Below are 24,805 nucleotides of genomic sequence, written 5' to 3'. Positions count from 1 at the left end.
GCTTTTTGGCCAAGTATGCCTTGAAAGACTTCGGCAATTAAGATTCAGGCAATTGATCAGGTGTTGGCTCACTATCCAATTGCTGTAAGCGTTGCAGCAATTCCTGTTTTTGTTCGGCAGTTAAATGGTTTTGAATCTGCTGCAAAATTTCAGCCGTGCCTAATTGTGTTGGGTTTTGTTCTTGTAGGCTGACGTCTTCTGTCGTGTGAGTGGTTTCTAGCACATCAGCATAAATTTCTGCAAACTGCGGTTGTAAACTTTGCCATGCGATGGGATGCAGCTGTTGATGTTCCAGTTTTAAACATTGAAAGCGTTCCGCTTGTTCCAAAAGTTCGCTGCGGTTGCCTGTGGCAATAATTTGTAAGCGCGGAAAAGCTTGATGTAAACGGGTCAGTATTTGTGCGGCCTGTTGTTGATCGAGCTGATGATCAATCTGGTCAATCAACAAAATACCATCTCCCTCGCGACACGGATACAAACTGTTTGGGTTTAGCAAACAGAGGCGACGTACAATATCGCCTACCAGAGCAATCCAGTTGCGCTGACTGTTCGACAATTGCTGATACAGCATATCTTTGCCCTGACAGCGCACCATGAGTTGTAATTTAGGCAGATGTTGTAGATATAGGTCTTCAATTTCAGGCAGCACGATTTGTAAGGCATCTTTCAGTGCTTGTAAACTCGGTGCATGCATTTGGGTATAGGCATGCAATAAGGACTGATTCAGGGTTTGTGCGAGTTCGCTTTGTTGTTGCTGATATAGCTTGTGTAAAAGCTGCGCACTTTGGGCATTTTCAATATCGGAAATTTCCCGCAACCATTCAAAAAAACGAGTAAATGTCGTGAATGGAATCGCAGCAATTTCGTAGGCATGTCCAGGTTGTAAAATCAGCGGATTATTTTTATTGAGTAAATTAACTTCATTCACGAAGCGTTCTGCAGGGTAGTAGGCAATCAGCGGTAGACCTTGCATCGGGTCATGTTTAATGGCGTGTTGATAGAGCTGCACCATTTTTTCAAGCTTGGCGGTTTCTGCTTTGCTTACTCCTACGCCGCTACTATTCAGGGTTTTATATAATTGCCAGTCACAATGTTGGGTGCTTTCAATTTGCGTGTTGCTTGATTCTGCCAAACTGCCTATTTCTGCTGGAATTTCCACACAAACATCAATTTTAGCTTGCAAGCGGTTGAACAAAATATCTTGATCTTGCATCACCAAACCCGCAGTGCGTAAGTCTTTATAGCGAGCGGCAAACCAAGTCAGTGCTTGATAACTAAATCGTAACAGCGAGGTTTTACCCGCGCTTTGGTCTGCCAAAATAAGCGTAATGGGCAGGTCGTGATAATTGAGTTCGAGTTTTAGGTCTGCAAAATGGGTGATGTGTCTGAAATGAACCGATGTAATTTTCATAGCGCACCTGCTGCAATTACCCCACCGCTTTGCGTAACGATGTCGGCATTTTTATTTTCAGTTGTTGTACCAAATCGTAAATATGATGAATATTTAAACTGACTTTAGCACGTGTGCATGCCACGTACAGTAATCTTAATTCTTCATCGCTAATTTTATGCTCTTTGTCGTTCAGTTTAAATTGGTAGTCGTCTTCAATATGTACCCGATTCCATTCTAAACCTTTGGCTTTATGCGCTGTCGAAATAATATAGTCGGCTTGGTCAATTGGGGTGATTTTTGCCAACGCCCGTTTGAGTGGATTAGTACCATGATCATCCACCAGTTTGACCAAAGGTTTAATGTCGCTGCCATCGTTGGTTTCACAATATTCATGTACATCATGCCAAGAGTTAAACCATGCCAGTTCTGGAACGTCGGTCACACGTTTGCCTTGTTTGAGCATCGCGGCAGCATCCACAAAACGGTTTAAGCGCACATGGTCGGCTTGCAGACTGACTTTATCGCCATGCACTAAACCTGCCAGTAGCAGTTCCATGGCACGGGCGTTGGTACGGCATAAAATCGCATCACGCATTTTGGTATGCGGTTTGTTGACCACTTTGGAATGTAATTCTGGATTGCCCAAGAGTGGCACGGTTTCATTCAGCCCACCTAAAATGGCATTGGCGGTCAGGGCAATTTCTTCACCAAAACGGAACGATGTGGTCAGTCGTGATTCAGGCAAAGGTAATTGCTGCATGGCATTGATTGCACCACGCCAAGCATAGATTTGCTGATGCGCATCGCCCACATAAATCACTTGAGTATTACGTTGCTTGAGTAAAATGCCCAGCATGAGCGGGTCGGCATCTTGAGCTTCGTCAAACAGCACATAATCGGCAGGAATGTTGGGTTCAGACAAGGCCCAAAGTTTCAGATAAATATCGTGTCCAATGCCTGCCTGATGATTCGGGTCAATTGACTCCAACCAGCGTCGTTCTACCGCAGGATAAAGATGCTTTTGTAAGGTGTCGATGTCATCTGGATGCAACCAACTGGGTGCTTGTAAATGTCGTGGGGCAGGGTATTGCGAACTGGTCGAGCAGAAATGACTCACGGCATTGGCCACCAAACTGGCTAAACGACTTGGCATCAACACATATTTTTCATAGCGTCCGCCCATCATACGTCTAAGGGTAATCGGTTCTAAACGATACTCTTTGGCAATAAAACTTGGACTTAAACGGGGTAGGCGTAATTTGTCGGTGACTCCACGTGGAACGCTGCGATATGCAAGCGAGTGAAATGTACGACAATCGACCTGACGATGAAATTTACTTTGTGCTTCTGCGGCAATGGCTTTGTTAAATGCCAAGTACATGCCACGCCGTTCTGGCATGGCATCACTGATCATTTGTAAGGTCGTGGTTTTACCTGTACCTGCATAGGCAATCACTTTAAAAGATTTGCCCAGACGTGCATTATCTATAGCAGTGGCTTGCTCATAGGTCGGGCGAGGCTTGGTGATTACAGACACAGATCAGGGTTGGCTTTTCGCGTTAATGGCTACGGTTGGCTTTTTCAACCAAGCCTGATAAACCTTGACGACGAGCCAATTCATTCAGTACCACTTGCGGTTCAATATCGAAATAACCCAACATGACAATGCTGTGGAACCATAAATCGGCCACTTCATAAATCAGGTCATTTTTGTTGTTGGCATTGGCTTCGGTGTTGAAATCTTTGGCGGCAATAATTGCTTCCACGGTTTCTTCACCGACTTTTTCCAAAATTTTATTCAAGCCTTTATGGTATAGCTTGGCTACATAAGATGAGTCAGGATTAGCGGTTTTGCGCTCGCTCATCATTTGCCCTAAATAAGCCAAAACTTCAACCTGTTCAGCTTGTGCCTTTGATTGGCTCATGGCTAAGGTGTGAGCATTGGCGGCTTGTTCACCATAAATTTGATTCGGGTCTTTCAGCTGTGCATCTACAATTTCCCAACCATTGGCGGTGAGTTTGCGATAGAAACAAGATTCACGCCCTGTGTGGCAAGCAATTCCACCATGTTGTTCAATTTGCAGGATAATCACATCGGCATCGCAGTCCAGACGAATCTCGTGCACAGTTTGAAAGTGTCCAGATTCTTCACCCTTGTGCCACAATTTATTGCGTGAACGTGAAAAATACACCGCCTGATTTTTTTCGGCAGTCAGTGCCAAGGCTTCACGGTTCATCCACGCCACCATCAACACACGTCCTGTTTGATGATGCTGTGCAATGGCAGGCACTAATCCTTGTTCGTTAAATTTTACTTCATCGAGCCATTGCAAGTTATTCATGAGTTGTTCACCAAAATTAATTTAAATTGTATGGACGCTATTTTCTGAGCGCACGATTTTGCATCGTCCCTATAGTGTACGTGATTCAAGACAATTTACCTAAATTATCTTGCCAGATTTGTACTGTCAAAGCGTTTGCATAAATTGAGGGAAGTTTTGTTTTTCCACCATTTCCAGAAATTCATCGCCCAAACGCTGACTTTCTGCCACCGATTGTTTCCATAAGCGAATGCGCTGTGCCTGATCTAAACCTTTTAAGGTGAAGTCTTTACGATCGGGCAAACGGCCTAAAGGCAAGCTGCTTAAATATTCTGCCGAAGGTGATAGCAAGAGTGTCCGGGCCTGATTTTCAGGATTGGCTTTACGATGCTTCAACATTTTATCAAACCAGCCAGGGGTAATGCTGTCGGTAAAGTGTGGGTACAGCACAATGCCCTGACTTTGGTAAGGTAAATCTAGATGGTAGTCAATTAAGCCACCATCCCGATAACTGCCCACGGGCGCATCAGGAATGTCACGAATAGCAGACATCACCCCGGGAATAGACGCTGAGGCGAGCAGCCACGGTGCGACATTCTGCTCATTCAGGGCTTGGTAATGGGTGACAAAATCATCCTCTACCATAAACTGCTGACCTTGCGCAGGTTGGCTGATGACGCGTTGCATAAATAAGCGGTTATGTTTGCGCGCAATGGCATTGCTACCAATAATTCCAGCCACAGATGCTAGCAAAGGCAAGGCTTGGTCACTTTGGAAAATATGTTGAGCTTTGACGGAAATGACCGTGAGGTGATAGTCAGGATGCTGAATCAGTTGTTGTTGCTGTCCCTGAATCAGTTCAAACAGCATATTTTGACAAATCTCAGCGACTTCTTGGCGCGACATTTTTTTATGAAAATACAAGTTGGTATATAAATCGGACAGGCGTTCAGTGCCTTGTTTTGCGCCCCACGCCAAAATACTGGCAAAGCGCCAACTGCCAATTGAAGAACCGACCACAGTACGACGCTTTGGGGCTTGGGCAAAAAACTCGCCAAAAATAGCTTGGTCTAAGCCTTGAATGCCAATACCTTTGGGGCCGCCTGCTGCACCTGGAATAATATCGACGTGTTGGGCATGTAAGCCTTCTTGTTCAATCAGTTGGCGTGCCAGATGTCCTGCGCGAATACTGAGTGCAGGGGCACGTTTATGCAAAAGCTGAGTCATGCTTGATCTATAACGCTACAAATGTGCATTAATTGTAGGCGTGGTGATTTTTGCAACAATGGCGAGAGGCATCATTTGGTGACTGATGAGTCATGCGGTAGTTTTTAGGATGAGTTAGAGAAAATCAGCGTGATAAAAAAGCCTGCTTTAAAACAGGCTTTCTAATTTTTTTATCGTCTAATCAGTTTGTTATCAAGCAATGTGGCTTTATTTAGCTATACGCCAAATCGCCAAGAAACTTGCCAACGCGATTAAAACAATAGAGACATACCACGGTGCAATAATCGCAATGGAGAGGAAAATGGCCATAATGCTGCCAAAAATCCAGCTGCGTTTTTGCTGATGTTCCATTTGTAGACGCATGCTTTGTAATTCATGCAATTGTTTGGAATGCCAAGCCGATTGGTTTTTTAAACCATTTAAACTGTCAATCATTAAACTTGGTAAGTCTTGCGCACCCAGTAACAGGTCGGGAATTTGCTGCCCAATTTCTTTGACATTTTTGACTGGATTCATATTGGCTTTAATCCAATCCGTTAAAATTGGTTTTGCCAGTTTCCAGATATCCAGTTCTGGATATAAGTCTGTGCCCAAGCCTTCAACATGCACCAATGTTTTCAGGAGTAGCATCAATTGCGGTGGAATTTCCAAATGGAAACGACGTGCAATATCCATGACCTGAATCAGAATGCCTGCAAAGTCCAATTCGTGCATCGGTTTAGACACCATTGGCCCGACAGTACGGCGCATTTCACGGGCGAGAGCATCTTGATCTGTGCCCGGTGGAATCCAGCCAGCTTGGTGTACCACTTGAATCAGCTGCATAAAGTTGCTGTTCATCACCGCCAGCAACATACGTGCTACGGTCATTTGGTCATGCTTGGACAGCTCGCCCATAATCGCACAATCTAGCGCAATAAAACGCGGATTATTCGGATTGATGGTTTCCACAAAGACGTTGCCAGGATGCATATCGGCATGGAAAAAGTTGTCACGGAACACTTGGGTAAAGAAAATCGTGAGGCCTTTTTCTGCCAAATCGGCACGATTCATCCCCAAACGATCAAAGGTTGCCGTGTCGGAAATTGGCACACCTGTAATGCGCTCTGCCACCATCACATCTTTACTGTCCATATAGACTTCAGGCACGTACATCATGCTTGAGCCTGTAAAGTAGTGACGCATGCGGCGGGTGTTATCCGCTTCTAAGGTCAAATCCAGTTCGTTGAGAATAATTTGACGATAGTCCTGAATAATTTCAGATAAATGTAGAGCGCGTGCCGCTTCCAGACGTTTTTCCAGTGCTGCACCGAGCCATTCCAGAATTTCAAAATCTTGTAGAATTTGCTGGCGAATATCGGGACGGGTGACTTTAACGACGACTTCACGACCATCATGCAAGGCAGCGGTATGGACTTGCGCAATGGAGGCTGCTGCTAAAGGTTGCTCATCAAAACGGGCAAACAGGGTGTTGATGTCTGCCTTGAGCGATTGCTGAATTCGCATTTGTGCCACGTCAGAACCGAATGGTTTGACACGGTCTTGTAGCAACACCAATTGCTGTAAAACTTCAGGCGGAATCAGGTCACGACGCGTAGACAGCAATTGCCCAAGTTTAATTGCCAATGGTCCCATTTCTTCTAAAGCTTCTTTGAGCTTCAGCGGGTTTTTACGTTCTTTACTTGACCAAGCCGCAGGGTGCATGCGAATAAAACTGAGCGCATGACGTGCCTTTTCTGGTAGTTCTTCCGCAGGAAACAACGTGTCGAGTCTATAGTGCGCGGCAATGCGCCAAAGTTCGAGTAAACGTGAAACGTGCGGAATCATAAAGACTTATTCCCTAGGGTTGAGTGGAGTTTAAGGTGTCAGAAGCGGTATCTGGCTGTGCATCAAGCTGCGCTTGTAGCTGTTGAATTTTGGCTTCGGCGCGGTCTAAATTTTGTTGAAAAATGCGCGTGTCTTGTTGTAAGTCATCCATTTGCCAGCGTGGGGCAAATAGACCACTGTCTTCTTTTAGGGCATCTTCAGCAAAGAACAAATGGCTGTGTAGACTGCGTTTTAAATGCTTGGGTGCAAGCTGAATTTTGCCAACTTCATGAGCCAAAGCAGGACCAATCCAAGGGCTTAAATGTGCGGCCAAGTCTAGTTCAGCCTGCTGCATAATGCGCTGAATATCTTGTAAAAGATGATAGTCACCTTGTAGGGGAATATTGCCCACTTCATCGGATAGCAACAGTTTGAGCAATTGCACCACATTTTTAACATGCAAAGTGGTCGTTGCGGGGCTGATATTTTGCGCTTGATCAAACGGGCGTTGCTCAAAAATAGAAGGCTGCTCGCTGTGACCTGTTGCAGTAGGTTCTAAACGAACTTTGTTGTCATCAAAAAAGACATCTACAGAAAGCTGTGGCGAATCGAGCACCACACGCAACATTTTGCCGTGTAGTTGGTTGAGCTGGATGCGAGTAATCGCATCCAAATCAATAACATGATGAATCAGTTTCTCAACTGCACCAAGGGCGAGAATTGACCACATTGCGGTACGCCTTAGAGTTTAAAACCACGGTGAACGGCAACAATACCACCAGTCAGGTTGTGGTAATCACAGTTTTGGAAGCCTGCCTGTTCCATCATGCCTTTTAAAGTGCGTTGATCTGGGTGCATACGAATAGATTCAGCCAAGTATTTGTAGCTTTCTGAGTCGTTTGCGACAATTTTACCCATCAATGGCAATGCTGTGAATGAATATAAATCGTAGAGTTTTGAGAACGGTTCAAATACTGGTTTTGAAAATTCTAAAATCAATAAACGACCACCCGGCTTGAGTACGCGGTACATCGCTGCCAAAGCTGCATCTTTATCGGTCACGTTACGTAAACCAAATGAAATAGTCAGTAAGTCAAAGCTGTTGTCTTCAAATGGTTCTAAAGTTTCGGCATTCGCCAACACGAAATCGACATTGGTACAGCCTGCATCAATTAGACGGTCACGGCCAACATTCAGCATAGATTCGTTAATATCTGACAGTACCACATGACCTGTAGGGCCAACTTCACGGCTAAAGACTTTGGCTAAGTCACCCGTACCGCCTGCAATGTCCAGTACGCGCTGACCACGACGTACACCTGACATATTAATCGCAAAGCGTTTCCATAAGCGGTGAATACCAAATGACATTAAGTCGTTCATAATGTCGTATTTGCTTGCAACCGAGTGGAAGACTTCTGCGACTTTCTGGGCTTTATCTTCACTGCTGACGGTTTGGTAGCCGAAGTGTGTGGTTGCACCGACATTGCCTGTGTTGGCACCGCGCGGCAAATTATATTTTGGCACTGAACCCGTAACAGGTGTATCCGTTAATTTTTGTTCTAAAGATTGTTGCTGACCTTGTGGAGCGCCTTGCGGTAGAGGTTCGGTTAAGAATGGACTCACTTTGTCTGTTGGTTGTGCCGACTCGGGAGTAGCGGTAGGCGTTTGATTTTCATTCGACATTGGAGTCACTCCTCAGGATAAAAAGGCTTAAGGCTGCAGTGTATGCATGATGACAGATTCTAAGCACTTGTACAGTAATCATCATGCAATTGTTATGAATAATATACAGAAAAAACCAAAGATAGCGTAAGTGTGCTGAATAAGTGTTGGTTATTTCACACATTGGGATTATGAAAATGGATGTAAATCACCTGCATGTACTTTGGCAATAATTTCCCGTTCTGTGGTAGTAAATTGCTTCACAAATTTCTCTGCAGACTTTAATGGTTTCATGGCTAAAAAGCCATCTTGCATAAACTCATACATAATTTGAAAACTGTATTTTTGCGCCGCGCCTTTACACATTTTAAAAGCGGTATAGACCACAAAAGAGCGCATATATTTATCTAGGTTTTTACCCAGTTCATCCAACATATTTAATTGTTTTAAGCGTGCTTCGCCCTGATCGAGCTTTAAATAAGTCAGACGCATCATCTCATCATTTAAAGGCATATTTTCAGGATAGTCCTGTAGCAATTGTATCGCGACTTGTTCATCTAACTGCACTGCCAAAATCGCCAGACTTACCCCAGAAGTCCCTGTTTTTATTGCATTTTCAGGGATGACTTTTTCAGCTTTGTGTGCATATTTCAGTAGGCGAGCAATTTGACCTGCCAAAGCGTCAAAATCTGGACCGCCATATAAGCGGTTTAAAAAATATTCAGCCATCAAGACATTGTGCTTTTCGGCAAACTGTGTGGCATGGGTGCGTTGCATACGCTGTTTTTGCCATGCTTGAACATCTTGTAAGCGTTGAAAAAGCATAGGATTTTTATGATATTTAAATTGATAATACAGTTCTAACAGCTCATCTAAAGCAGCAAGTTTAGACATAGGGTGTCTCATTATTGAGTTGAATGGGCAAATCTTAATGTGAGTTTGATCTCGTCGCTATGACAAATTACACAGAATTCCAAACGGCAAAGGTCAGTGTGTGAGATTAATCTACAAAAATACGCGAAAAGTTGTTAAAAAATGGGTCGATATTCGTATACTGATCAAAGTCTGTCGCTCATTCTAATATCGTAAATATAGACGAATGATCAGCAGAGCTTAAATAACACAACAATAGGGTAGATGATGTCACAAGCACATACTGAATTTAAACTCATGGAAGAAGAACAACTTTCAGTCGAGCTAATTGAAGCCCAATATGCTTTAAAAAATACCAAAGGTGAAAAAAATGCCAAAAGTTTGCTGATTTTAGTGAGCGGCATTGAATTGGCGGGGAAAGGAGAGTCGGTCAAACAACTTAGGGAATGGGTCGATCCGCGTTATTTAAGGGTAAAAGCCGATGCGCCACACCCGTTTAATCCCAAACAGACACTTTGGCAGCCTTATGCACGTTTTATTCCTGCCGAAGGTCAAATAATGGTGATGTTTGGCAATTGGTATAGTGACTTATTAAGCACAGCCATGCATGTGTCTAAACAAATTGATGACACCATGTTTGATAACTATGTCGAAAAAATGCGTGCCTATGAAGAAGACTTAAAAAATAACCATGTGGATGTCATTAAAATCTGGTTCGATTTATCGTGGAAATCACTACAAAAACGACTGGATGATATGGAACCGAGCGAAGTGCATTGGCATAAATTGCACGGTTTGGATTGGCGCAATAAAAAGCAATATGACAGCTTGCAGAAGCTGCGCCAACGCTTTACCGATGACTGGATTATGATTGATTGCGAAGATGAAACCATCCGCGATCAACAATTTGCACAGCATATTTTACGTGCCTTAGAGCATTGTCCTGTGCATCCGACCAGTTCGGGCATCACTTGGCAAGCTGCAGAAATTCCAGAAGTTTTGCTTAATCCTGTATCTGAATCGGTCAATGAGGATGACTATAAAGCAGAGTTAAAGAAACTCACGAAAAAAGTGGCAGATGCACTGCGTTTAGATAACCGTAATGTCAGCATTGTTTTTGAAGGAATGGACGCAGCAGGCAAAGGCGGCGCGATTAAACGGATTGTAAAAAAACTGGATCCGCGTGAATACGAAATTTACACCATTAGTGCACCTGAAGCCTTTGAAATCAGTCGTCCTTATTTGTGGCGTTTTTGGACGAAAATTCTGCCTGAAGAAAAAATCAATATTTTTGACCGTTCTTGGTATGGGCGGGTATTGGTAGAACGTGTAGAAGGTTTGATTAGCCCACTGGAATGGCAGCGTTCTTATGACGAAATCAACCGTTTTGAAAAAGACTTAAATGATCATCAAACTGTCGTCATCAAATTTTGGTTAGCCATTAGTAAAGATGAGCAGGAGCTGCGTTTTAAAGCACGTCAGGAAACCGCACATAAGCGTTTTAAAATTACAGATGAAGACTGGCGCAACCGTAGCCGTTGGGATGATTATTTGGTGGCAGCGGCAGATATGCTGCAACGTACCAGTACCGAATATGCACCGTGGCACATCATTCCGAGTAATGACAAAAATGCAGCACGTTTGGAAATTTTAAGAACCATCTTGAAACAACTCAAGGCAGAATAATCTGCCTCGAGGATGCAAAGACTGCGTGTTAAGTTAGCTGAATTTGAGTCTGTTTAGTTTAAAAATTAAGCATTCACAACTTTGGCTTGTTTAAGCTGAATGCTTTTTGCCAGTTTATAGCTTTCTTCAACATGCGTTTCGGCAATTTTTTTCATAATAAAATAACCCAAACCTGCTGCCACCATTTGTCCACCCAATGGAATAAACTTGGTGACTTGTTTGGTGATGTACTTGGCTGCGACATTATTCAGGGATTTTTTTACTGCAGTACGCGCCACGACTAAGCCTGAAAATTCCACACCGCGTTTACGCAATTCGCTCCAGTGGACTTTTCGGGTTTCAGGATCATACACGCTGACTTGCTCAGGAGATAAGCCAAAACGTGCATTAATTTCTGGAATCAGTTGCGACAAGATGCCCACATCAATGACAACGTCTAAGAACGGCACAGGAATGACGGCTGCACCTGCAGAAAAATAGGCACGTTTTTTGACCAGTTCTAGGCATTCTGCACGAATCATTTCCAAGTCTAGGCTTGGATCAATACTGTCTGGAATTGTCTCTCTTTTTATCATAAGTACAACCTTAAAATGGCGGATAATCGTATGCTGTTTGGTAAATTAAACCACTTTATTCAAAGCACTTTTTGAATAAAGTAGGCAATAAAAGTATGCTTGTAAAGTGGCATACACCGTTGTAAGTGTATAGCCAATAATCTTTATTCTTTTGTTGTGCTTGAGGCAAATGATAGATCAACGGCCTTCTAGTACATTTAATACATTCTTATTCAAAATAAATTAAAGGATACCTTATGGCGATTCATGTCATACAAAGCCAACGTATAGAAGTTTTAGTCAATGAAATGCTGAAAACCATACGTCAACCGACATCGAATCCGCTTCAGGTGCTACAAACCCAGCATTTTATTGTGCCTTCAGTGGCAGTAGAAAAGTGGCTGACGGAAAAAATAGCCGAGCAAAAAGGCATTAGTGCCAATACTGAATTTCATCATCGTATTCGTGCCTTTCAATGGGCCGCTTATCAGGCAGTTTTAGACGATAAAGATCGGGTGCGTCAGGCAAATATTCCGCGTATTGTGATGCAATGGCGTGTGTTTTATGACTTACAACCGTGGATACAACACGAACAAAACCCACTTCCTGCGGAGCATGCTTTACATCGTTTGATTCAGCGAATTTATGACAGCGCAGAGCAATTGTCACAGGGTTTAGAAAAGCAGCTCAAAAAGCAAAACATGCTGTATTGGGTGGCAGATAAAGTTTCACGTTTATTTAGCAATTACATGGTTTATCGTGGTTTTTGCCAAAAAGGCTGCGAGGGTGTCTGCCAATGTCAAAGCAATTGGTTAGCGGTTTGGGGACAGCAGAAACGCCTGAACTTAAAGCAGCAAATTTATATCCCTAAAAACTTTGAGAGCGAAGAAGAAAAACAAGCGGCATTGGAAATAGCCGCATTTACTCAAGAGCAAGCCGAAGAATTAGAGCAATGGCAAAGTTGGTTGTGGTTGCATATTTTTCATGCAGATTTTGAAAAAATGCAGGAGATTGATCTGCAATTTTGGCAAGCTTTGGGCGAGCCTGAAAATCCAAATTCGTGTATTAACAAATTACCCAAACAGTTGGTGATTTTTACCTTATTGGATTTGCCGCCAAGTCAGTTGCTGTTTATCCGCCGTTTGGCGCAGTATATGGATATTTTTATTCTGCATTACAACCCATCGCAAGAATATTGGGCAGACATGGTCGATCCTAAGTGGAAATTAAACATGGATGCGCGAATCAAAAGTCGTTTTATTCGTGAGATGGAAAGTCAAAATAAAACCGTAAGTGATGATGATATTGCTGCATATATCAAAAAATATAATGGCGAATTTAATGCCGATATGCGCGAGTCACATCATCCTTTGCTGACACGCTTTGGTAAACAGGCACGTGATCACTTTTCTTTATTGGCGGCGTTGTCAAGTGGTGATGAAGGCGAGTGGTATGATCTTTTCCCTGAAGAAGAGCCGCAGCATTTACTGGGTAAAATTCAATCGGATGTATTGAATTTGGTTGAGCCAGTCGCGCAGGCGTATGACTTAGATCCTGCCGATGAGTCATTGCAAATTCATGTGTGTCATTCAAGTTTACGTCAGCTTGAGGTACTCAAAGATCGTTTAATTGCATGGCTAGGACAAGATGACAGCCGCCAAGCCAGTGATATTTTGGTATTGAGTCCGAAACTCAAAGAACAAGAGTCTTTAATTCGCAGCGTATTTGCTGCACCGCCAAGTGAGCGTGATCTCTATCAGAAAGGACAACAAAAAGCACAGCAGAATCAAGCTACTTTAGGGCATCAACTCAGTCAAGATAGTGTGTATTTGCCTATTCAAATTGCAGGCATCAGCTCTTTAGACATTCATAATGCTTGGCGTGCGGTGGTTGGGCGTATAGCGCTAGTACAAGGACGTTTTAGCTTTGAGGAGTTTGGCGACTGGTTGAGTTTGGCTGCCACACAACAGCGTTATGCCTTGAATTTAAACAACATTGAGCGCATGAATGAGTTGTTGGCCAATGCAGGTTTTAAACGTGGTTTAGATGCCGAGCATTTAAAACGCAGCCTGAGTGCAGATGATCAAGATTATCGGTTCAGCTTAAAGTTTGCTTTAGATCGTTTGGCTTTGGGCGTTGCAGTGCCAGAGCATTGCGTGGTTCAGCACACTTTAAGTTATGCCGATGTGCAAAGTAGCGATTTTGAATTGATTTTTAAACTGGTTCAAATTTATCAGGATTTTGCACAGCGCCGTGATTGGCTAATTCAGCATGAATTGGGGCAAGCCAAAACGGTGGAATATTGGCTTAAACAACTGATGCAAGACCTGAGTGAGTTTCAGGATGCAGGGGTAGATGTGTTGGCATCGGTGTTTAGTTTGGTGCAAAAACATGACCGTATGCTGACCTTAGCCAGTTATTTTGATGTGCAGTCGGGTCAAGATTTGCGTCATTTAAGCTTACCGCTGGATTATATTCTGCAAGAAATTTCAGCCCAGCTCGAAACCCAACTCGAACAAGCCAGTCCATCGGGCGCCATTACCTTTAGCCAAATTGGTGCAATTCGTCCGCTGCCATATAAGTTGATTGTGATGTTGAATTTGGACAATGGCGTGTTCCCAAGTCGTGATCAGCAATTGGCTTTTGATTTGATGCAACTATTAAAACCACAACTGGGAGATCGTTCACGCATTGAGGATGATCAGGGGGCGTTTTTAGACAGTTTATTGTTGGCGCAAGACAGTGTTTGGTTATTTTATAACGGTTTTGATGTCAGCGATGGTGAGGTACGTGATCCATCCGTGCTGGTGCAGGAATTTGTGCAGCATTTGGAATTGATTGTGAAACATCCCGATAGGGCTAGCGATTCACGCTTAAACTTGAACGGTGTCGAGATTCCTGCGCAATTGAAATCTCTTTATCACCTGCATAGTTTGCAACCTTTTGATCAACTGCGTTTTGCCGAAAGCCGTGAAGTTCGCTTTAAAGATCAATGGTATCGGGTTGCCAAACAAATGCAGCAAGAAACCACACCACGCGAAGCATGGTTTGGTGAATATCCATTATTGCCACAAGACGTGGTGGTACTCGACAGTATGCAATGGATTCGAGATGTGTGTTTCCCTGCGCGTGCCTATTTAAAAGCGATTGGGGTCGAAAATTTACAATCCGACACTGCTGCAATGAACCACGAGCCGCTGATTTTAAATGGCTTGGAAAAATATAGTGTGCGTGATTTTTTACTGCAACATGGCGAGCAAGATGCAGAAAGCTTGTTGCAAGATACCTTGCCTGTGGGTAAAACCTTAAATGCCACGTTTCAAACGGGACTGCAAGAACAGCAATATTTACGTGACACACTCCAGCAATTTGCAGACGAGGCAACCACAACAACGCAACAGCTTTGGAAAATGAATCCGCATTTGCATATCCGTATTCAAGTGCCTGAACAGCCGACAAAGCTTTGGTGTAGCGTGGTGGCAGCGAGTGCCAGACCAAGAAAATATGCCGAAGTGTGGTTGGAATATTTGTTTTGGGTGGCCTATCAGAACACAGAACATCAAGATTTAGAGCGGATTGTGGTGTGTAAAGATGCGGTGATTCATTTTGCCAATATCCATGCACAGCAAGCACACGAGTATTTAGCCCAGTGGTTTGAGTTCTGGAAACACGCACAGCAATATCCTGTGTTATTGCCTGCGGCTTTGGTTTTAAAAATGAAAGATAAAAAAGAATTTGAAATTCAGTGGGATGAAGCTCAGTCCGATCAAGTTTTGAATATGGAAAGCTTTGTAAAACATTGGCATGACGGTGCTAGGAGGAGCTTTATTGATGAAAGTGAGAAAAATCACCCAGACTGGTCATTTATTTTTCAAGACAGTGAAACTGAACCGTTGTTGATTGAGGCATTTCAGCAATATAGCCATCGACTGTATCTGCCCATCATTGAAAATTATGAATCTGCGAAAAATCTTCAAAAACAAGGGGAATCTGCGTGAACTCATCTAGCCCATTCCCAATTTGTTATGACCCAATTCAAGAGATGCAATTCAAAGGCTTGCATTGGATTGAAGCATCGGCAGGTACAGGAAAAACCTATACTTTATCTAGTTTGATGGTGCGGATTTTCCTGAAAGATTATTTGCCTAATCAGGTGATTGCGACCACATTTACCCGTGCCGCCGCAGCCGAGCTAAAAAGTCGTATTCGTGCACGCTTGCTTGAAACCCAACAATATATCGACCAGTGTTTAAATCAGTCTTTAGATCAACGCGCCCTTGCAGAGAAAATTGCACAACTACAAGATCCTTTACTCAAAAATGTTCTGCAGGAATATCGCTTAAAACTGGACTATGCCAGTTCACGTTTGAACTTGGTGATTGCACAACTCGATGAATTATTTGTCGGAACGCTGGATAGCTTTAGCCAAAAATTATTGCGTGAATTTTCCTTTGAAAGCGGCAAAATTGAGCGCGCCAATATTACCGACCAAGCATCGGTCTATACTGAACAATTGCTGCATGATGTGCTGCGTGAATGGATTCAAGCACAGCCTCAGCATGTTGTGGACTATATGCTGTTATGTGGGCGGTTGAAATCGGCAGCCGATTATGAGGGGTTGGTCAATACCAGTTTGAATTTTGCATCGGCAGAGATTCAGGGCATAGATCAGGCACAATTGGATGTACAAGATTTAGCAGAGGCGTTGCAGAATTTAGCCAGTATCACCATGACGCAAATTGAAGAATTAAAAGAATATTATGATGGTGAATATAGCTTTAATTTTTCCGATTATGTCGCGGGGAGTGATAAGAAGGGGTTGCAGCCACTATTTACAGTGACTTTGCCAAAACTGATTGAAAAAATTAAGCACAGCCCTTTAGAACATTATTTTAATTCACATCTTGCCGCATTGTTTAATGCGGTCTTTGCACTATATTTGAATCAAGACGGTAAGCTCAGAAAATCTATTTTTAACAAAGCGAAAGCGCCATGTACGCAAGAGGTGCAAGATGCTTTTTTTGATCATCCTGTAATCCGAAAAATTAAAGCAGTTGTGGATGCCAAACTTAATTTTGAGCGTCAAATTGAATTGGTGGATACCAATTTAAAATTCTATTTGGTACAACACGTCAAGCAGCGTTTACCGCAACTTTTACAGCAAAAAGGGGAAACCACTTTTGCCCAACAAATTCGCAGCTTAGCCGAAGCGTTGCAGGGCGAACGTGGGCAGCGTTTTGCGCAGTTTGTGCATACCCGTTATCCACTGATTTTGGTGGATGAGTTTCAGGATACTAACCAAGATCAAGACGACATGCTGGCGCAAATTTGGCGTAATCCGAAGTGGTATGCGCGCGGTTGCATGATTATGGTGGGCGATCCTAAGCAGGCGATTTATGGTTTTCGCGGTGGCGATATGCTGACCTATAACAATGCCCGTGATGACGTGCTGAAAAAGCAAGGTCGCATTTATTCACTCAGACAAAATCATCGTTCAGTGAAAGAGTTGGTCTGTGTGGTGGACGAGCTATTTCAACGCCAACCCGCTTTTGGTGAGAAAGTGATTTATGAACCTGTCATTGCAGGTTCACGTCCTCATCCTGCTTTAATGGATCGGCAACAGGTCAATCCTGCACCGCTGCGTTGGGTGACGGTGGAACATGATCAGGATGAATCCATTCAAATTGCATGGAAAATTCGCGCGTTATTAAATCAAGGTATCGCAGGCGATTTATATTTTGATCATTCTGAAGGCAAAGTTGCTTTGCAAGCTGATGATATTGCCATTTTATCGACCAGTCATCAAAAGCTAGATCAAGCCCAATACGAGCTTGAGCGGATTGGAATTCAGGTCAATAGAAGTAGCCAGCGCAGAGTTTTTACAGGCTTTTTAGCCAAAGATGTGGCGGCAATTTTAACTGCAATTTTACATCCTTATGATGAAGCCAAGGTCAAGCGTGCCTTACTGACACGTTTATTGGGTTATAACCTGCAACAGTTGATTGAACTTGAGCAACAGGGGTTAGGTCAGTTTATTTATGACTTCGACTGCATTCGGGAAATGTGGGTCAATAAAGGCTTTTTAACCGCATGGAATTACTGCCTGAACTTATTTAAAATTTGGGAAAATTTGGTGGCAAAACGCAGTTTTGACAATGAACGGCATGTGGTGAATTTACGCCATTTAACCGAATTGCTGAGTCGTCAAAGTGAACGCCATCAAGGGGCTTACATGCTGTATTACTGGTATTTACAGCAAGTTGAATCACCTGCCAAACGCGATTGGGAAATTGAACGAAAACTTTCTAATGCGGCAGGCGTGAAATTGATGACCATTCACCAGTCCAAAGGCTTGGAGTTTAAAGTGGTCTTTTTGATGTCGGCAGATCAGCCGCCCAAATCTGACAAGTCTGCTTTGGTGTTTGCAACGCAGGAAGAGCAAGGCATTGAGCAACGTATCATTGCCATTAAACATAAAGACATAGATGCCACAGCAATGCAGCAGCACAGTGAGCGCCGTTTGGCAGAGTTGAATCGGCTTTGGTATGTGGCACTCACCCGTGCCAGTTATCGGGTCTATGCGATGCTAAAACAGCCTACGCCTGCAAAAGAAGGTAAAAAAGAGGCTGCACCAAAATCTGCTGGTTTAAATGTCTGGCGTTTACAAGCGCCAAGTTCAGCAGAAATTGCAGCAGCATGGAGCTGTGATGAAGCACCTCTGACACAATTGGCGGCAGCATTACAACTTGAACAAGTGCAAGAAATTAAGATTGAAGCTGCAGATTTTCCGCAGCGTCGCTTTTATCCACGAACCAAAACCAGTTTTAGTGGCTTGGCACAACATTTACCTGCCGCCATGCGTAGCGATACTTTGGCATTGGCAAGCGAGGAGCAGGCTGCTGCTGCCGACGAAATCAATCAGGAACCTGTCGAAACGGAACAGGAAATCGTACAGGTGGCTCAACCGATTGCATGGATCAAAGCTAATTTTCAGCGTGGTACTCAAGCGGGGAGTTTTTTACATAAACTCTTTGAATATATCGACTTTCAAGCCAGTCATGATGACATTTTTGAAGAAGTCAAACGCCGTTTTCATAACGACAAAGAGTTTAATTCAGATGTGTTATTGGTAGATTTGATTGCAAAACTCGACACTGCCAAAGGCAGCGCGACTGTGCAGGAAGCAGATATTTTTGCGCACATGACCGAGTGGCTGAAGGATGTGTTGAATACTCCTTTGCACGATACTTTCCAGCTTTCCGCCTTATCTACTGCACATTATTTATCAGAGTTTCCATTCTATTTGGCGTTGGCAGATCAGCGCTTATTTATTCAAGCAATTCAGCAATTGTTTGAAGATGCGGGACATCCTATTCAAGATTTAAATGAAGCCGCTACTGCGCGTTATCTGACAGGCTCAATTGACTTGGTTTATTTTGATGGGCAGTGTTATCACATTGCCGACTATAAGAGTAATTATTTGGGTGCCGATCAGCGCGATTATGAAAAAACCAACCTTGAACACAACATGACCCAATCGAGTTATTGGTTACAAGCGGCCTTGTATTTGGTGGCGTTGCACCGTTATTTGAGCAGTCGTTTGCAAGATTATGATATTCGGCAACATTTGGGTGGAGCCAGTTATTTGTATTTGCGTGGTATGCAGGGGCAAGCAGGGCAAGGGGTTTGTCATTGGCGGCCAGATGCGGAATTTATTCTGCAACTAGATCAAATATTGGGTTACTTTGAACTTAAAAAATAACGCTAAGTCAGCTTATCGACTTAATAAAACAATTGCTTATCCTGTGGATAACTTTGAGGATAACTGTGTGGAAAACAAGCATATTCACTTAAATTCAGCTCAAACGCCAATGCATGCGTGGATGGATTACCTATGTCAGCCGCCATTTAGCAATGTCACTTTTGATGCTTCAGCGCAAATTTTGATGCAACAGGTACTCGATGCTATTCAGCAAGGGGATAGCTGTATTCCTGCAACCGCAGAACAAGTGGCGGCATTGCAACATTTGCACATGAACTTGCAGCGTAGCGCTTTAAATCCTGATCCACAAATTGCACCGTTTGTATTTGATGGGCAGCGTTTGTATTTGTATCGCTACTGGAAACTGGAACATCAGGTTGCTAGCGATATTTTACGGATTCAGGCGCAGCCGCCTTTGTCCTTTGAATTACAAGCCGAACAGCTTAATTTATTGCAAGATCCACAGCAGCAAAAAGCGTTACAGACTGCGGCAACTCAAAGTTTAAGTATTATCACTGGTGGGCCAGGTACAGGAAAAACCTATACTTTGGCGCATATTGTTGCGGTGCTTAATCAAGCTTTGCCAAATATTCGGATTGCGATGGCTGCACCAACAGGCAAAGCGGCACAGCGGATGGATGAAGCTTTGCAAAATGCCTTGAATAGTCAAGCTTTACAAATGTTTAATGTCGATGCTTTACGTCAATTACGACCCGTGACTTTGCATCGTTTATTGGGCTTAGGCAATACAGGCAAGCCACGCTTTCACGCTAAACAACCTCTACCTTATGACGTGATTGTGGTCGATGAAGCGTCGATGCTGGATTTAAGCCTGTCACAGATGTTATTGGCTGCCATTCCTGCGCAGGCACGTTTAATTCTGTTGGGTGATGCTAATCAATTGGCTTCAGTCGATGTCGGTACAGTATTGGCCGATTTACAGCAAGTGCCTGAACTCGCAAATAACCGTGTCAATTTAGTGACCACACGTCGTTTTGCTGAAGGTGCAAAAATTGGCGCAATGGCGAAGTTTATTCAGCAAGAACATTCTCCTGCACAGGTTTTGGCTGAGTTTGAACAGCAAGTCGTGGCAGCAGGTGAATTAAAGCCAATTCAATTTAAGCAAGTCGAAATAGATGCCCTACAACTGCAATATTTACCTCAGCAAAATGGGCAAATTTCAGCGGAAAATTTAGCGCATTATTATGATCAGCTGATGTATGGTTATCAGGCTTATGTAGCGGTATTAAAAGCACATACTTTGGGCTTGGAACAATCAAGTACAGCATTTCAAGCGCATGTTGAGAATGTGGTGAATGTATTTGATGATTACCGTATTTTAACCGCAATTCGTCATGGTCATTTGGGTTTACAACAACTGAATTTGCAGATTGAAAAACGCTTGTTGCAACAGTTAAAACAAACCAAACATGGCGATTGGTATGCAGGACGCCCCGTCATGATGACCTATAACGATTATCAACTGGGGTTGTCGAATGGTGATATTGGCATCTGTTTTATGCGAGAGCAGAATGATCAGCGCCAGTTTGAAGTATATTTTCCAAGTTTAAATAAGTGGGTGCCTGCAACACGCTTACCTAAAAATATTGAAACCGCATTTGTACTTACTATTCATAAATCGCAAGGTTCTGAATTTACTCATACAGCTATGGTGTTGGATGCTGCGGCAAAAAACTTGCTGAGTAAGGAGCTGATCTACACTGCCATTACCCGTGCTAAAAAAGTGGTGAGTTTGCTGGTCGATGCACAAGCGCTGGAACAGGCATTGAGTATTCGCACCCGTCGTAGCAGTGGTTTGTTAGCTAGAATTAATGAGGTTCTGAATTATTAAGCGGAAGTGAATAATAGGTGCTTTTGTACGAAATGGCTTACATCAATTCGAGAAATTTGCGCATAGAGATTCGAGTATGTTTTTGAGAAGATGACTTCACACAAAAAGCTCAATAAGGATTTTGAGCATAATCGCAGAATAATAACGATAATTGTCGATAGACAGCGAACTGACAGGACGTGAGTGAGAAGAGGAAACTTACAGCCGCTAAGCCTTGTAGTTTTGGGAGAGACTACAGGGCTTTTTTATGCCTGTAAGTTTGGGTGATTTGCAAAATGCTGACAATGCTTACCTGTTGTAAGAAAAAGCTTACAAACAGATACGAGAAATACGACTTCTTTCACTTTAGTATTGTGGCAAAATCTACCACACAAGGACGTGAAACCCAGAACAGGAATGTTCAGAGAATAAGACGCGAAAACGCGCAAATAACCACAATAAACAAAACAATAAGAATAATAAGACAAGAAACTACAGCGCAAAAACAGCCCGAGCTATGCTCGGGCTGTTTTATTTTGTGAGCTAAAAATGACATTATGTTTTATGTTATTGGCAAAATATTACATATTATCAATCATATACAAATGTATATTTATTTATGCGGAGTACTTTATACTTTTATCTATGCAGAACAGCGGGCAGAAAAAATCTGGTGTGACTGCTTAAAGTAAAAATTAAAGCAGTTGTTAGTCGTTCTGTTTTGCAATCGGCACGTTTTTGCCTTAAAATGATGCCCTTGCTGTAGTGATGCACGGCAGTCAGTTGATTCATCAATTGATCGGTATCAAATCTTTTTATTAAGCATCTCGGAGAAATCGAATGGCTTTAACAAACGCAGATCGCGCAGAGATCATCGCTAAATTTGCTCGTGCTGAAAACGACACTGGTTCACCAGAAGTTCAAGTAGCGCTTTTAACTGCTCAAATCAATGACTTACAAGGTCACTTCAAAGAGCACAAACACGACCACCATAGCCGTCGCGGTCTAATCCGTATGGTTAACCAACGTCGTAAGTTACTTGACTACCTTAAAGGCAAAGATGTGACTCGTTACAGCGCATTGATTGCTGCTTTAGGTTTACGTCGTTAATTCGATTTAAGCTTTTATTTTCGGACTATTGCATGTTGAATGCTGTATTACTGAAAACTAAAGTATATCTAGCCTTGGCTAGATCAGTGGAAGGGGCGAATGATTCGCTCCTTCTTTGTGTTTAAAAATCGTGTTTCATTCGAGTGAGGTCGGCTTCTAAGCTTTGTCATTTACCTAAACAATTGTATTGTGAATGCCAAACCTTAGGGGTCTCCACGAGAATAATTGTTCACAAGAACTAGGAAAAAATAAAACATGTCGATGTTTAATATTATTCGTAAAGAATTCCAATTTGGTCAGCACCAAGTTGTACTTGAAACTGGTCGTGTAGCGCGTCAAGCCAACACGGTAATGATTACTATGGGTGGCGTGACTGTATTGGTTGCAGTGGTTGCTCAACCAACAGCAAAAGCGGGTCAAGATTTCTTCCCACTGACTGTTAACTATCAAGAAAAACAATATGCTGCAGGTCGTATCCCAGGTGGTTATGGTAAGCGTGAAGGCCGTGCTTCTGAAGCAGAAACTTTAATTTCACGTTTAATTGACCGTCCAATTCGTCCGTTGTTCCCAGAAGGTTACTACAACGAAATTCAAGTTACTGCGACTGTTGTATCTTCTGACAAAACCATGGAAGCTGACATTGCTGCAATGTTAGGTACGTCTGCTGCACTTGCAATTGCAGGTACACCGTTCCGTGGCCCAATTGGTGCGGCGCGTGTGGGTTTAATCAACGGCGAATACGTGCTTAACCCGAACTTTGAACAAATGGCGCAATCTGACCTTGACCTTGTGGTTGCAGGTACAGAATCTGCTGTATTGATGGTTGAATCTGAAGCAAAAGAACTTTCAGAAGACCAAATGTTAGGCGCAGTGCTTTACGGTCATGACGAAATGCAAATCGCGATTCAAGCGATCAAAGAATTTGCTGCAGCTGCTGGTGCAACTGAGTCAACTTGGACTGCTCCTGAGAAAAACGAAGACCTTCGTGCAAAATTAAAAGAAGCGTTTGAAGCAAAAATTTCTGAAGCTTATACCATTGCCATCAAACAAGACCGTTATGCGGCATTAGATGCACTTCAAGCAGAAGCCGTTGCGCAATTCGTTCCTGAAAATGACGAAACTGGCATTGCAGATGACTTGAACGAACTCTTTGAAGATCTTAAATACCGTACCGTACGTGACAACATCTTGTCTGGTAAACCACGTATTGATGGTCGTGACACCAAAACCGTTCGTGCGCTTGACGTACAGGTTGGCGTTCTAGACCGTGCGCACGGTTCTGCATTGTTTACCCGTGGTGAAACTCAGGCTTTGGTTACCACCACTTTAGGTAATACACGTGATGCCTTAATGGTTGATACCTTATCGGGTACTAAAACTGACAACTTCATGTTGCACTACAACTTCCCTGCATACTCTGTAGGTGAAACAGGTCGTGAGTCTGGCCCTAAACGTCGTGAAATTGGCCATGGTCGTTTGGCACGTCGTGGTGTGCAAGCTGTTCTTCCTGCAGCAGATCGCTTCCCGTATGTAATTCGTATCGTATCTGACATTACTGAATCAAACGGTTCATCTTCTATGGCGTCTGTTTGTGGTGCATCGTTATCACTTATGGATGCAGGTGTTCCATTGAAAGCACCAGTTGCGGGTATCGCAATGGGCTTAGTGAAAGAAGGCGAGCGTTTCGCGGTACTTTCTGACATTTTGGGTGATGAAGACCACCTTGGCGACATGGACTTTAAAGTTGCTGGTTCTGCCAACGGTATTACTGCACTGCAAATGGACATCAAGATTGAAGGCATCACCGAAGAAATTATGGAAGTTGCATTAAACCAAGCTTATGCGGGTCGTATGCATATCTTAAATGCAATGAACCAAGTGATTTCACGTGCGCGTCCAGAAATTTCAATGCATGCGCCAACTTTCCAAGTGATTAACATCAACCCAGACAAAATTCGTGATGTAATTGGTAAAGGTGGTGCTACCATCCGCCAAATTACTGAAGAAACTAAAGCGGCAATTGATATTGAAGACAACGGTACAGTGCGCGTATTTGGTGAAACCAAAGCTGCTGCACAAGCTGCTGTTGCAAAAATTCAGGCTTTAACTGCTGAAATCGAGCCGGGTACAATTTACACAGGTAAAGTAATCCGTATTGTTGAATTCGGTGCGTTCGTAAATATCCTTCCGGGTACTGACGGTTTACTTCACATTTCTCAAATTTCAAATGAGCGTATTGCCAACGTTGCAGACGTGTTGAAAGAAGGTCAGGAAGTGAAAGTACAGGTTGCTGATGTAGACAACCGTGGTCGTATCAAATTAACTATGAAAGATATCGAACAAGCGTAATGCTGTGTTGATGATCTGAAATGGTCAAAAAACCCGTATTCAATCTGAATGCGGGTTTTTTTATACTGAATTTTAAATGATTTAGCTTTTGTTACTTGGTTGTTGTTTTAATAACTATTGCTATAAATTTATAGTGCACCATTCAAATCTAAAGCTAAAAGACCTATTCGTAATTAACAATAAATATAGCTGCAGGCAAGTGATTTTGTATGAAGAGTTCAGTGTTAT

At 43.0% G+C, this 24,805-nt stretch carries 15 protein-coding genes; 6 read left to right on the top strand and 9 right to left on the bottom strand.

Annotation, left to right across the window (positions count from 1 at the left end; genetic code table 11):
- Positions 1 to 37: 37 nt before the first annotated feature.
- The 8 genes from FTV52_RS00755 to FTV52_RS00720 all read right to left on the bottom strand — a co-directional run bounded on the left by FTV52_RS00755 (position 38) and on the right by FTV52_RS00720 (position 9,306).
- The gene (locus tag FTV52_RS00755) at positions 38 to 1,411 is read right to left on the bottom strand and encodes an AAA family ATPase (RefSeq protein WP_154321107.1); all 1,374 of its coding nucleotides are present in this window, start codon (positions 1,409 to 1,411) and stop codon (positions 38 to 40) included.
- Between the two features lie 16 nt (positions 1,412 to 1,427).
- Positions 1,428 to 2,930, bottom strand: coding sequence for a UvrD-helicase domain-containing protein (locus tag FTV52_RS00750; protein ID WP_004975892.1), 1,503 nt, complete (start codon positions 2,928 to 2,930; stop codon positions 1,428 to 1,430).
- A gap of 22 nt (positions 2,931 to 2,952) precedes the next feature.
- Positions 2,953 to 3,735 (bottom strand): bifunctional phosphoribosyl-AMP cyclohydrolase/phosphoribosyl-ATP diphosphatase HisIE, encoded by a 783-nt coding sequence (gene hisIE, locus FTV52_RS00745; RefSeq protein WP_004975893.1) that lies wholly within the window; start codon positions 3,733 to 3,735, stop codon positions 2,953 to 2,955.
- Between the two features lie 126 nt (positions 3,736 to 3,861).
- Complete coding sequence (locus tag FTV52_RS00740; protein ID WP_131261096.1) at positions 3,862 to 4,941, bottom strand: patatin-like phospholipase family protein; 1,080 nt, start codon at positions 4,939 to 4,941, stop codon at positions 3,862 to 3,864.
- A gap of 207 nt (positions 4,942 to 5,148) precedes the next feature.
- The gene (locus FTV52_RS00735) at positions 5,149 to 6,768 is read right to left on the bottom strand and encodes an AarF/ABC1/UbiB kinase family protein (protein WP_096901336.1); all 1,620 of its coding nucleotides are present in this window, start codon (positions 6,766 to 6,768) and stop codon (positions 5,149 to 5,151) included.
- Between the two features lie 13 nt (positions 6,769 to 6,781).
- Positions 6,782 to 7,477, bottom strand: a complete 696-nt coding sequence (locus FTV52_RS00730) for an SCP2 domain-containing protein (protein WP_004975904.1) — start codon at positions 7,475 to 7,477, stop codon at positions 6,782 to 6,784.
- An 11-nt stretch (positions 7,478 to 7,488) separates the two neighbouring features.
- Complete coding sequence (gene ubiE / locus FTV52_RS00725; RefSeq protein WP_004975907.1) at positions 7,489 to 8,433, bottom strand: bifunctional demethylmenaquinone methyltransferase/2-methoxy-6-polyprenyl-1,4-benzoquinol methylase UbiE; 945 nt, start codon at positions 8,431 to 8,433, stop codon at positions 7,489 to 7,491.
- Positions 8,434 to 8,601: 168 nt separating this feature from the next.
- A complete protein-coding gene (locus FTV52_RS00720) occupies positions 8,602 to 9,306 on the bottom strand; it encodes a hypothetical protein (RefSeq protein WP_179989501.1) in 705 nt (234 codons plus the stop codon).
- A gap of 246 nt (positions 9,307 to 9,552) precedes the next feature.
- Between FTV52_RS00720 and FTV52_RS00715 the strand changes: the two genes are divergently transcribed.
- Complete coding sequence (locus tag FTV52_RS00715) at positions 9,553 to 10,971, top strand: phosphate--AMP phosphotransferase (protein ID WP_104852966.1); 1,419 nt, start codon at positions 9,553 to 9,555, stop codon at positions 10,969 to 10,971.
- Positions 10,972 to 11,036: 65 nt separating this feature from the next.
- On the opposite strand, the gene FTV52_RS00710 is transcribed toward FTV52_RS00715, so the two are convergent.
- Positions 11,037 to 11,546, bottom strand: coding sequence for a hypothetical protein (locus FTV52_RS00710; RefSeq protein WP_004975913.1), 510 nt, complete (start codon positions 11,544 to 11,546; stop codon positions 11,037 to 11,039).
- A 236-nt stretch (positions 11,547 to 11,782) separates the two neighbouring features.
- Here FTV52_RS00710 and FTV52_RS00705 point away from each other — a divergent pair, with 236 nt between their 5' ends.
- From FTV52_RS00705 to pnp, 5 genes are all read left to right on the top strand, one after another.
- Positions 11,783 to 15,523 (top strand): exodeoxyribonuclease V subunit gamma, encoded by a 3,741-nt coding sequence (locus FTV52_RS00705; protein WP_179989499.1) that lies wholly within the window; start codon positions 11,783 to 11,785, stop codon positions 15,521 to 15,523.
- A 44-nt stretch (positions 15,524 to 15,567) separates the two neighbouring features.
- Entirely contained in the window at positions 15,568 to 19,287 is a 3,720-nt protein-coding gene (locus FTV52_RS00700) for a UvrD-helicase domain-containing protein (protein ID WP_179989599.1), read from the top strand.
- A 67-nt stretch (positions 19,288 to 19,354) separates the two neighbouring features.
- Positions 19,355 to 21,139: an exodeoxyribonuclease V subunit alpha gene (gene recD, locus FTV52_RS00695; RefSeq protein WP_179989498.1), complete on the top strand. Its 1,785-nt coding sequence runs from the start codon at positions 19,355 to 19,357 to the stop codon at positions 21,137 to 21,139.
- An 819-nt stretch (positions 21,140 to 21,958) separates the two neighbouring features.
- Positions 21,959 to 22,228 carry a 30S ribosomal protein S15 gene (gene rpsO, locus FTV52_RS00690; protein ID WP_004975922.1) on the top strand — a complete coding sequence of 90 codons (270 nt, stop codon included), beginning with the start codon at positions 21,959 to 21,961 and terminating at the stop codon, positions 22,226 to 22,228.
- A gap of 261 nt (positions 22,229 to 22,489) precedes the next feature.
- Positions 22,490 to 24,577, top strand: coding sequence for a polyribonucleotide nucleotidyltransferase (pnp, locus tag FTV52_RS00685; protein WP_171257431.1), 2,088 nt, complete (start codon positions 22,490 to 22,492; stop codon positions 24,575 to 24,577).
- Positions 24,578 to 24,805: the final 228 nt, after the last annotated feature.

Origin of the sequence: Acinetobacter sp. YH1901141 (genome assembly GCF_013416935.1) — a bacterium.
Taxonomy (GTDB): domain Bacteria; phylum Pseudomonadota; class Gammaproteobacteria; order Pseudomonadales; family Moraxellaceae; genus Acinetobacter; species Acinetobacter towneri.
The sequence above is the reverse complement of the archived record's forward strand: the minus strand, read 5'-3'. Positions and strand labels throughout refer to the sequence as shown.

Bases quoted from the DNA above. Each gene is read 5' to 3' on its own strand.
- FTV52_RS00755 (WP_154321107.1), bottom strand. From the start codon at position 1,411: ATGAAAATTACATCGGTTCATTTCAGACACATCACCCATTTTGCAGAC.
- hisIE (WP_004975893.1), bottom strand. From the start codon at position 3,735: ATGAATAACTTGCAATGGCTCGATGAAGTAAAATTTAACGAACAAGGA.
- FTV52_RS00740 (WP_131261096.1), bottom strand. From the start codon at position 4,941: ATGACTCAGCTTTTGCATAAACGTGCCCCTGCACTCAGTATTCGCGCA.
- FTV52_RS00735 (WP_096901336.1), bottom strand. From the start codon at position 6,768: ATGATTCCGCACGTTTCACGTTTACTCGAACTTTGGCGCATTGCCGCG.
- FTV52_RS00730 (WP_004975904.1), bottom strand. From the start codon at position 7,477: ATGTGGTCAATTCTCGCCCTTGGTGCAGTTGAGAAACTGATTCATCAT.
- ubiE (WP_004975907.1), bottom strand. From the start codon at position 8,433: ATGTCGAATGAAAATCAAACGCCTACCGCTACTCCCGAGTCGGCACAA.
- FTV52_RS00720 (WP_179989501.1), bottom strand. From the start codon at position 9,306: ATGTCTAAACTTGCTGCTTTAGATGAGCTGTTAGAACTGTATTATCAA.
- FTV52_RS00715 (WP_104852966.1), top strand. From the start codon at position 9,553: ATGTCACAAGCACATACTGAATTTAAACTCATGGAAGAAGAACAACTT.
- FTV52_RS00710 (WP_004975913.1), bottom strand. From the start codon at position 11,546: ATGATAAAAAGAGAGACAATTCCAGACAGTATTGATCCAAGCCTAGAC.
- FTV52_RS00705 (WP_179989499.1), top strand. From the start codon at position 11,783: ATGGCGATTCATGTCATACAAAGCCAACGTATAGAAGTTTTAGTCAAT.
- FTV52_RS00700 (WP_179989599.1), top strand. From the start codon at position 15,568: ATGCAATTCAAAGGCTTGCATTGGATTGAAGCATCGGCAGGTACAGGA.
- rpsO (WP_004975922.1), top strand. From the start codon at position 21,959: ATGGCTTTAACAAACGCAGATCGCGCAGAGATCATCGCTAAATTTGCT.
- pnp (WP_171257431.1), top strand. From the start codon at position 22,490: ATGTTTAATATTATTCGTAAAGAATTCCAATTTGGTCAGCACCAAGTT.